This window comes from Variovorax sp. 770b2 (genome assembly GCF_900115685.1).
Classification (GTDB): domain Bacteria; phylum Pseudomonadota; class Gammaproteobacteria; order Burkholderiales; family Burkholderiaceae_C; genus Variovorax.
In genome coordinates this window covers 1-2,345 of sequence record NZ_FOXJ01000016.1, presented here as the reverse complement: position 1 = coordinate 2,345, position 2,345 = coordinate 1, and the positions used below count along the sequence as shown (strand labels likewise).

Here is a 2,345-nt window from a genome sequence, read left to right as displayed (position 1 = left end):
CCACATCTCTTCGCGTTTGACTGCTGCTGCTTGAAGCGACATCACTTGCCTCCACCAATGATCATATTGCCGATGATCCGATCAACACGGGGCACCACTCTTTCATGTGAAGCATCGATGAACGAAGCCCATTTATTGGGCGTGAGCGCACCATGCCCCGCTTCGTTATAGACCATTTGTAGTTCGCCGTATTCATGCGCCATCATTGCCACCGAGCCACGATCACTCATAAGCATGCTTTCGCGAATATGCACATTCACAAAGTTATCGCCGAATGCACCTTTCCATGTAACTGGCGTATTTGCAGCGAAGTTTGGAGCTTTGTACGCTGCCATCTTGTCTGTCCCATAAATGGCATCAAACTCCGCATCAGCCATCCCTCGATAGTGAACTTTCAATCCGCCACCATGGTCGACGACAACGCTGCCCGAGGGAGTGACCTTGTAGTCAACCATATTGCCATTGAAGGCATCGAATTTATCGGCTTGGTTTAGCGCGTCTTCCATCGTCATTGGCGTGGGGCGGTTGCGTGTGTACAGCCTCTCAGTGGCTTGCGGAGTTTTACCCCATTGAGCCGAGGTGCGCCCCACGGAGGCCGCGCCACCGATGACTTCTTCGCCGAACCCAGTTCTGGCAAGTATGGCTTGCGGCATAGCCGCTGCGCCCATTGCCAGAGTGTTGGGATACGCCTGAGCCGTAAGAGAACCTATGGCCCCAACTGTGCTCCAAGCCATGCGACGCTCGGCAACAGTCTGAGTACTGTAGTTGCCGTTGAGCGCACGCCAACCTGAGGGAGAGAAGGCTTGATTGGCAAGTGCCGTGGCTTGCTGGGCGCGCTGCAGAAAAGTGGTGCCGCCGCTGGAATTGAGTGCTCCCGTCCAATCATCACTGCTTAGGCGCAGCGCATTGGGGGCTAACACAGCTTGCACTTGAGCACCAGTTGCGTTGACCGACAGCACAGTGCGCAGCTGGTCGTACTCGGAATTGATGTTACCTGGAATGACAGGCGAAGCGTCGCCAGTCCCAACCAACCAGTTCGCCGCCGATGCGATACCGTAGGTCAGTGCGTTGTTGTGATAGTTTGGACTGTTGTAGTAGCTGGCATTGATGAAGTCCAGACGCTCTTGCGCCCTGCCGATCTGTGCATCGCTCAGCCCCATTGGCGTGCCAGATGTAAATTCACCTTTTGTCGATAGAGAGCCATCCGCAAAAAGTCCGACGCGATTGCGCACGCCCAATGGGTAGCCGTCACCACGTTGGAACATCAGGGGTTTGTCAGCCGTCCAGATATCCGCACTTGACGCGACGCGAATCTCTTCTAGCATCGGCGCATAAGGCACGCCGACTCCGGCGTCGATGGAAGTGTTGCCCAGGAAGCCAGACAGGGCGTAAGCCGAATTCATTGAGGTCGTGCGAAGCGCAGAGCCGCTGGCTCGATCGGCCATCGAGCTGCTTGCCTCGTCTGTGTCGTACCCAATGTTCTGTATGCCGGATCCGAAGTAGCGTCCGTAGCCTTGAGTCCGAGCCGCGGATGACGCTGCAGGTGCCGAAGCGATGGTGATGTCGTCCCCGATGAAGTTGCCGTTCAATTCCAAGAATGCGTCGAGCGTTGCGGCCTTCTGATCCGGAGCATAGGGATTACTCTTGTAGCGGCTGCTCCCCGCGCTACTGTTGGCCGCTGCGATGCTGTCTCCGATCACATTACCAAAGGCATCTGATGCCAGCGTTGCAGCACTGATCTTTCCGCCGCGCACAGCCTGCGCCGCGAGACTGCCGCCCAGACCCGAGGCCAGACTCTTGCCAATCTCGAAGCCATTGAGCGATGGGTTGTAGTCCATCGCTGCATTCAAACCTTGGCCTATGCCTGCGCTCACGGCACTGGCCGCGACGCTCTTCCAGTTGAACTTGTCCTGCAACCCTGTTGCTACCGCAATGCCCTGCGAAGCCGCATTGCCGATGGCGTTTCGCACGATGGCATTACCAATGACCCCTGCTGTGGTCCCGGCATCGAAGAGGTTGATGCCGCCAACAGCACCGGAGATGCCTCCACCGATGGCTGCGAGCGCCACGGCTTTCCAACTGAAGCTGTCCTGTACACCGATGGCGATGCCCACGACCTGCCCCGCGACGGAGCCTGCAGCCCCGGCTGCAGCGGCGCCCGCAATGCTCTCGACGCCGCCGATATAGACGCCCGTATAGACCGCCACGACCACGGCGACGATGGCCACAATGACCTGCCCAAGTCCCCCACACCCCTTGTCCTGCGCCGGCTGAGGCAGGTCCAGCATCGTGGGCGTGATGTCCCCCACGAGCCTGCTCGGGTCATAAGGCGTGAAGGTATTGAC

At 58.0% G+C, this 2,345-nt stretch carries 1 pseudogene; it reads right to left on the bottom strand.

Features of this window, described 5'->3' with window-relative positions:
* Nucleotides 1-41: 41 nt before the first annotated feature.
* Nucleotides 42-2,345, bottom strand: a pseudogene (locus BM133_RS35350) (hypothetical protein); the annotation flags it as partial.